Consider the following 7,916-nt stretch of genomic DNA (forward strand, 5'->3'; position numbering starts at 1 on the left):
ACGGCGTCCGCTGCCATAGAGCTGCGCCCAGTCGATGCCGTTCTCAGTGTCTGCCCCCGCGAGCCACAACGCCGCCAGTTGCCCCAAGTCAGCCGCAGCCAGGGCCTGTGCGCAAGTCATCAGCGGCACGGCTGGCGGGTCGGCGCGCTGGCCATCGATCCAGGCTTGCAGTTGCTGTTGCAGTTGCTCATGGCTGTCCACGCTGAAAATCGCCCGGGACGCCATGGCTTCGCGCCCGGTCTGCAGGGTATAGGCCAGCGCAGCGAGGTCAGGGCTGTGTTGCTTGAGGTAGTCGAGCAGGCGCGCCACCTGCTGCTGCAGACGCTGTTCATTGCGCGCGGACAAGGGCACCAGCACCGTCTGCCCCTGGTGCGTGGCGAACGTGCGTTGCTCGCGATACTCCTCCAGCACCGCATGGGCGTTGGTCCCGGAAAAACCGAATGAACTGACGCCCGCGCGCCGCGGCGTGGCTTGTTCCGGCCAGTCGCAGCCCTGTGTGTCGATCAACAGCGGCGAGTCTTCGAGCTTGATATGGGGGTTGTGCTGCTGGAAATGCCCCAGTGCCGGCAGCTTCTTGTGTTTCATCTGCAGCAGCACCTTGAGCACCCCGGCAATGCCGGCAGCGCCTTCGGTATGGCCGATGTTGGCCTTCACTGAACCGATATGGCAGAAACCCCGGTCGTTGGTGTAGCGGGCAAAGGCGCGCTTGAGCGCGTTGATCTCGATCGGGTCGCCGAGCCGGGTGCCGGTGCCGTGGGCCTCGATGTAACTCAGGGTGCGCGGATCGATCGCGGCGTTCTGCCAGGCCTGGACGATGACGTTTTCCTCCCCGGCCACGCTCGGCGCGGTGAGCGAGGGTGTGTAGCCGCCATGCAGCGCCGCCGAGCCCTTGATCACGCCTTGGATCGGATCGCCATCGGCCAGTGCCTGTGCCAGTGGCTTGAGCAACAGCGTGGCGACGCACTCACCGGGCACATAGCCATCGGCGCGCGCGTCGAAGGTGTGGCAGCGGCCGGTTGGCGACAGCGCCCGGATCGCCGAAAAGTAGCGATAGTGCCAGGACGACAGCAGCAAGTTGCTGCCGCCGACCAAGGCCATCCCGCACTCGCCGTTGCGCAATGCCATGCAGGCGGCATGCAACGCCACCAGCGACGAGGAGCAGGCGGTGTTGAACATCAGGCTCGGGCCCTTGAAGTCGAACCAGAACGAGATCCGGTTGGCGGCGATGGTGCCGCTGCCGGTGGCGATGTACGGGTCCATCGGCAGACCCAGTTCGCTGATCTTGTCGATGTATTCGTTGAAGCAAGAGCCGATGAACACCCCGGTGTTGCTGCCGCGCAGCCCCGCAATCACCCCGGCATGCTCGGCGCAGGTGTAGGCGCTCTGCAGCAGCAGCCGCACTTGCGGGTCCATCCACTGGGCTTCGCGGCGCGACAGGTTGAAAAAGCCGGCGTCGAACTTGTCGACGTCGGCGATGAAGCTGCCCCAGCGCGAATAGGTCCGGTCCTGGGCCTCGGGATCGGCGTCGAACCAGGGCTCGATGTCCCAGTGATCCGCCGGCACCGGCTTGATCAGCTCCAGGTCCTGCCAGAGGTTGCCCCAGAACTGATCCAGATCCCCGGCTTCGGCGAACTGCCCGTGCAGGCCGATGATGGCGATATCGCTCTGGGGCAGCTTGCCCGCCTGGGGCGTGGCCTGGGTTTGACTGATCACGTCGGGCCCCGTCGCAGGCTGGGTTGGCCAGTCGACCTCCACTTGCACCGTCGCCCCGCTCTGCTCCCCCAGCAGCCTGATGAACGCCGTGGGGTGTTGCTGCCAGAGAAACGTCGCCAGCTCGGCGAGGCTCGGGTACTCAAAGAACACCGTGGCTTCCAGTTCGATCTGCGCCGCGCTGGCGATGCACTGCGCCAACTGCACCAGTTGCACGGATTCGAGGCCCAGGTCCATCAGGTTGCGCAGGCGTTGCTGCTTGCCCACCCGGCTCGCGCCAATGCCGTGCAACTGAGTCAGCAGATAGTCTTCCACCGCGGCGGCGCTGCCGGTCCGGTGCGGCGCCTCAGGGGCAACCAGGCCGGCACTGCGCAGGCGCTTGAGCGAGCAGCCCTTGAACTGGGCAATCAATGCGCCGTCGTCGCTGTACAAGTCAGCGTCGAACAACAGCAATTCGCCGGAGTTCTTCAGCAAACGGGCATGAATCCAACCGCTGGCCGGGGCCTGGCGCCGATGAAACGTCAGGGACTTGATCCCCAGGGGAATGTAATGACTGGCCAGTTGCTCCGCGGCCAACAGGGGAATGAGGGTCATGAAGGCGCTGTTGATCAGCAATGGATGCAAGGCGTAGTGGCGTTCATCCTTGAGCAGCACCCGCGACACCGCCTCACGGCCGTTGGCTTGCAGGTAGAGCGCTTGCAGGGTGCGATAGCTCTGGCCAATGTGCAGTTGCTCGCTGATCCGGTAGATCGACTCCAGTTCCACCGCGGTCATGCCGGCGCGCAGCTCGGCTGGCGGCACTGACGGGGAGCTCATTGGCAGGGATGACGCCGCGACCGCCAACAATTCGCCACTGGCCACCACCTGCCAGGGCTCCAGCGGCGTGCGCCGGCACACGGCCTCGAGCCCGGGCTGCCCGGCACGGATCGCCACTTCAAGCTGTTCGCCTGCGGCCAGGGCCATGGGCGCGGCAAACGTCAGCCTCTGCAACTGCAGCGCCTGGCCCTCGCTGAGCTGGCCCAGCCCGTGCTCCAGCGCCAGGCTGGCGTAGGTCAGCCCCAGGAGTATCTGCTGGTGATTGAACTGGTGATCGCGCAGGCACGGTTCATCGTAGTGATACACGGCGGCGGCGCTGAGCTCGGCATTGGCCGCTGGCACTTCGATCCGTCGTGGCGCCGGCTCTTGCAGCGCCTGGGCCCTTAGCCTTTCGAACTCCAGCGCCGCTTGTTCGACGCTGATTTCCTGCCGTTGGATCTTGCCATGCAGAACCCTGATTTTACTGTCCACTGCTCTCTCCAATCCTTGGCTCTGATAGTGCTCGCAATACGAAATCGACTCTGCGCCTTGCCGCCTCAGGCGCCGCTGAAGTCGAGGAAGGCTTTGTTCGAGGGCCGCAGGAACGGCAGGTAGGCCGGCGGCGGCATCTTGCCCACCAGGCGCGGCACGTTGCCCTTGGGCCCCAGCTCCCGGGCCAGCATGGCGATAAACAGGGTGATCTCCAGCGCCGCCACATGGCGCCCGAGGCAGGCGTGGGGGCCGCCGCCGAACTGGCAGGTCTCCACCTGATTCAGCGCACGGTCCAGGCCCAGCCAGCGCTCCGGTCGCCAGCTGTCGGGGTCCGGGTAGCGTTCGGGATTGCGGGAAACGTGCAGCAGGCTGACCCCGGCCATGACCCCGGCGGGAATCCTCTGCCCCAGCAACTCGAACTCGGTGTGCACCTTGCGCATTTCAAAGGGCGCCGGTGGGTACAGGCGCATGGTTTCACGGAATATCCCTTCAGCCAGCGGCACTTGCCTGACCAGTTCCTCGTGGGTCACCGGCAGGCTTTCCAGACCGGCGACCTGCTCGCACAGCTGCTGCCAGACATCCGGATGCTGCGACAGCATCAGCGCCGACCAGGCCATCACCGCCGCGGTGGTTTCCGAGCCGGCAAACCCCAGCCCGAGAATGTTGTGCACCAGTTCGACTTCGGACAGGCCGTTGCCCTGTTCATCGCGGCCCAGGATCATCGCCCCCACCAGGCTGTCGTGGTCATTGTCGGCCCGTGTGGTGGCGACAATCTGCGCCACTCGCTGCTCCAGCCAGCCCCGCGCCTTGCGACAGCGCCACGCCGGAAAACCGGGCAGATTGATCTTCAACGGAATCATGCCGAGGAAGAACTCCTCGTACTGGTGACGCCACAACTCCAGCTCGTGGGTTGCAATCCCCAGAATCCGGAATACCACTTCCAGGGCGATGTCCTTGGTCTGGGGAAAAATCGCCAGCTGGTTTTCCCGGCTCCAGTGCTTGAGCCGCTGATCGATGGTTTCCATGATGAACTGGCCCACCTTGGCGCGGGTCAGGCCCTTGGGGGTGAAGGCATCGGTGCTGGCCTTGCGTGCATTGCGGTGGCGCGGGCCATCGAAGGCGTTCATCGCCTCCCCGGTAATCACCGGCATCTGTTCACGCAGGAATGAATTGTCGGTGTACTTGTTCTGCAGGATCGCCAGCCCCGCCTCGTCGACGATTTGCAGCACCGGCAACTGGCTGCCGAAATAGGTCCAGAACATCGGCCCGCACGCGGCCTCGGCCTGACGCAACTCGCCGAGGGCGTCCTTGCCAATCTTGTGCACGTGCCCGAGCAAGGGGATCTTGCCGGGCATCACCGGGAATCCGTCCTTGATCTTGATGTTGGCCGCCAGTGGCCGGGCAGCCTTGAGCTGCGGCTGGGCAGCGTCGGCCGTGCTCTGCGCGGGTACGGTGGTGTCTTCAATCTGGCTCATAACCTTCCCTGTTCATTGGTGGTGCCGGTGAGCAACTGGGCAAACTGCGCGGCGTCCAGCTCACCGCCGCTGATGCGCCGGTACAGATCACTGGAGAACAACGCGCAGGGCGCCGTGGCCGACTGGGGCGGCGCCGGTGGATGCTCAAACTCATAACCGGGCAGTTGCATTCGATTGCCGCCCTGGGGAAACAGCGCCGAAGTATCCAGTTCGGCGCCGCGACACCAGGCTTCGCCCTTTTGCGCCAGTGATCCGCAGGCGATTTGCGGCTCAGCCTCTTCAATGCCATCCAGCGGTGATAGCCAGCAGCCGTTATCCGGCGTGCCGGCCAACAACAATGTCAGGCGTGCCCGCAATTGCTGGCAGTCATCCACCACCAGGGCGGCGCGATGGGCCAGACGCTGTTCGCGCAGGGCTAAACTGTAGGCCAGATCTGACAGATCGATAGGCCGATTCCCATCGATTAATCCCTGAAGTTTGTTCAGATAGGCCAAGAGGCTGCCCCGGCTGGCTGCGGCGATGATCAGCAGTTGCTCGCCGGGCATGGGGCTCAGTGCTGGTCGCGCTGGCTGATACTCCTCCAGCACCAGACTGGCGTAGGTGCCGCCTGCGCCAAAGGAGTTGATCAGGCAGCGGCGCGGCTGGCCGCTGTCATCCGTGGCCCAGGACGACGCCTGTTGTTGCAGGTAAAAGGCGCTGCCGTCCAGACGGATATGCGGGTTCAGCGGCTCGGCATTGATCGAGGGCGCCAACACTTGATGCTGCAGTTGCAGCAGCACCTTGGTCAGCTGGGAGATCCCCGAGGCGGCCTCAAGGTGACCGATGTTCGACTTCAGCGTGCCCAGCGCGCAGCTGCCCGGCGCCAGTTCGACAAAGACTTTTTTCAACGCCGCCACTTCAATCGGGTCGCCGAGTTCCGAACCATTGGCCGCTGCTTCCACGTAGTTGATCTGCGCCGGCTGCAAGCCTGCGCGCTGGATGGTCTGGGCGATCAGGCGGGCTTGCTGGCGGGTATTGGGGGCCGAGTACTGCAGCTTGCCGCCACCATGATTGAGGCCGGTGCTCTTGATCACTCCATGGATTCGGTCGCCATCGGCCACGGCCGCTGCCAATGGTTTGAGCAGCACGGCGCCGGCTCCCTCCCCCGGCAGCATGCCGTCGCTCTGGCCAAAGCCGCGACTCGATTGCCCACTGCCCAGCAGATTGGCCAGCTTGAGGGTCTGGTAGCGGGACGGGTCGAGGATCAGGTTGACGCCACCGGCCATGGCCATCGCGCATTCGCCCTGCAACAGACTCTGGCAAGCCAGATGAATCGCCGACATGGAACTGGCGCATGCGCTGTTGACCGCCAGGCTCGGGCCCTTGAGATCGAACGTGTGGGAAATCCGGTTGGGCAGCTGCCAGTCGGTGACATTGGCCTTGATCGCCGCCTGTGCAGCTGGGTCCTCGCGCAGCGAGGACGGGTTGTACATCGAGCCGATGAACACCCCGATGGCCTTCGTGTCGTCCTGCTGGAACCGGGCCAGGGCATCGCTGTTGTAACCGGCGCTCTCGAAGGTCAGCCAGGCCACTTCGAGCATCTGCCGCAGCGGCGGCGAGCAGTGCTGCGCCTCGGCGTCGGAAATCGCGAACAGCTGGTGATCAAAGGCCTCGACCTGGTCCAGGAAGCCGCCGTAGTAGCGTTGATCGCCGTTCAAGGCCGCTGACCAACGCTGGCCGCCGGCCTCGCTGATACAGTCGCGACCGTTGCGCAGGTTGTCCCAGAACGCGTCCAGATCACCCGCCATCGGATAGCGCCCATTGACCCCGATAATCGCGATGTCGCGGCTCCCAGCCCGAGGCTCGACCCTGCCTGAGGCGTGCGGCGCGGGCCGGACCTGGGTGTGACCACGGGCCGGCAGCGGCGCCTCGGCCGGTGCTAGCGGTGCCGGGCGTTCGGCCAGTTGCGGGGCAAAATGACGGGTCAGCGCCGGCCGGTGTTCGGCCACCAGGTAGCGGGTCAGCTGATTGATGGTGTTGTGTTCGAACAAGAGGGTGCGCGACAGCTCGCCGGCGCTTGTTTCCAGCGCCTGGATCAGGCTGATCTGCAGGATGGAATCGATGCCATAGCGATCAAACGCGGTGTCGCGCTGCAAACGCTCGGGCGCCATGTTCACCAGCTTGGCCAGCACCTCGGTGATCAGTTGTCGGCAGTGTCCGGCCAGTACCTCTTCTTCCATCTCGGCCTCGGGGCCGGGGTTTGGCGCCTGGGGCGCGATCGGCAGCGGCGCAACGTCGACCCGGGCCGGCAGGCAGACCACACCATCGCTGGCGGCAACGATGATCTGCTGGCCCAGGGAATGGCTGGCCGAGGCCGGAAAGGCAAGGTCCTCAAAACCTTGGCCCAGCAGCAGTTGCCGCCAACGCTCGGGGTACACACCAGGGCAGCCGGGAATGCGCAGCGCCGTGTCGTTGTGCAGCCACCAGCCTTCGAGCAGGCCGAACGTCAGGTGGGTGAACAGCGAACGGTCGCTGATTTCATTGAGCACCAGCAGCCCGCCCCGGCGCAGCGCGGTCTTGGCGTTTTGCAGGGTGCGCCGCAGGTCGGGGGTGGCGTGCAGCACATTGGTGGCGATCACCAGGTCATAGTGCTGCAGGCGGATGCCTTGCTCGGCGCAGGGTTTGCCCACATCGAAAATCGCCGTGCGCAGGTAAGGCGCACGGGGCGCGAAATGCGTTTGGGCATGGTTCAGGAACACCTGGGACAGGTCGGTGTAGCAGTATTCGGCAATGCCCTGCTGCCACGGGCGCAGGCTGTTTATCAGCCCCGCAGTGGTGCCGCCGGTGCCGGCGCCGATTTCCAGAATCCGCAGCGGCTGGCCGTTAGCGGCCTGACGGCGGGCGACGTCGACGACCACCTGGCCCAGCACGGCATTGAAGTAATCGCAGACCCGATTGTTTTTGTAGATGCCCTCCACCAGGTCCATCGAGCCATTGGGGAACATCACTGCGGTAGCCAACTGCTCACCGCGCAGAATGCCCGGCAATGCCCGGACAAAGGTCTGCAGCAGTTGCACTTGCGCCTGCAGGTCGGCGTCTTGGCACCATTGTTCACTGGCCAGCTGCCATTGCGCCGACAACGCCGCCTGATCAGGCAGGGCCGACAACAACCGCCCCTGCTCATCGATATCAGCGTTTTGCACCAACCAATCCAGACTTTCGCGCAGCCAGCGGCGATAGAACGGCTGGGCCCGCAGATTGGCCGCCACCGCCGGATCGGCCGCGATCCGTTGCTCGGTCAGCGGCCCCCCGGCGGCCAGGGCGCCGAGGCAGGCGAAGATATGAGCCAGCAACAGCCGGTTCATCTCGTTGGCCGCCGGATGATGTTGCGGCGCCGGGCCTGCGCCCTGGGCAACCTGCACCCAGTCGGCGCCCGCCAGTACGGCTTGCGCCGGGGAGCAATCG

Annotated in this window: 3 protein-coding genes; all 3 read right to left on the reverse strand. The window is 65.0% G+C overall.

Annotated features, from left to right (window positions below; translation table 11 throughout):
* A partial coding sequence (locus BLX41_RS34090) for a beta-ketoacyl synthase N-terminal-like domain-containing protein (RefSeq protein WP_221179238.1) occupies positions 1-2,997 on the reverse strand: 2,997 nt, incomplete at its 3' end.
* Positions 2,998-3,062: 65 nt separating this feature from the next.
* Entirely contained in the window at positions 3,063-4,472 is a 1,410-nt protein-coding gene (locus BLX41_RS32755; RefSeq protein ID WP_123728205.1) for a cytochrome P450, read from the reverse strand.
* On the reverse strand, positions 4,469-7,916 hold a 3,448-nt coding region (locus tag BLX41_RS32760), incomplete at its 5' end, for a beta-ketoacyl synthase N-terminal-like domain-containing protein (protein WP_123728206.1). The genes BLX41_RS32760 and BLX41_RS32755, both read right to left, overlap by 4 nt.

The sequence above is a fragment of the Pseudomonas protegens genome, assembly GCF_003732485.1.
In the GTDB taxonomy this organism is placed as follows: Bacteria; Pseudomonadota; Gammaproteobacteria; order Pseudomonadales; family Pseudomonadaceae; genus Aquipseudomonas; species Aquipseudomonas protegens_B.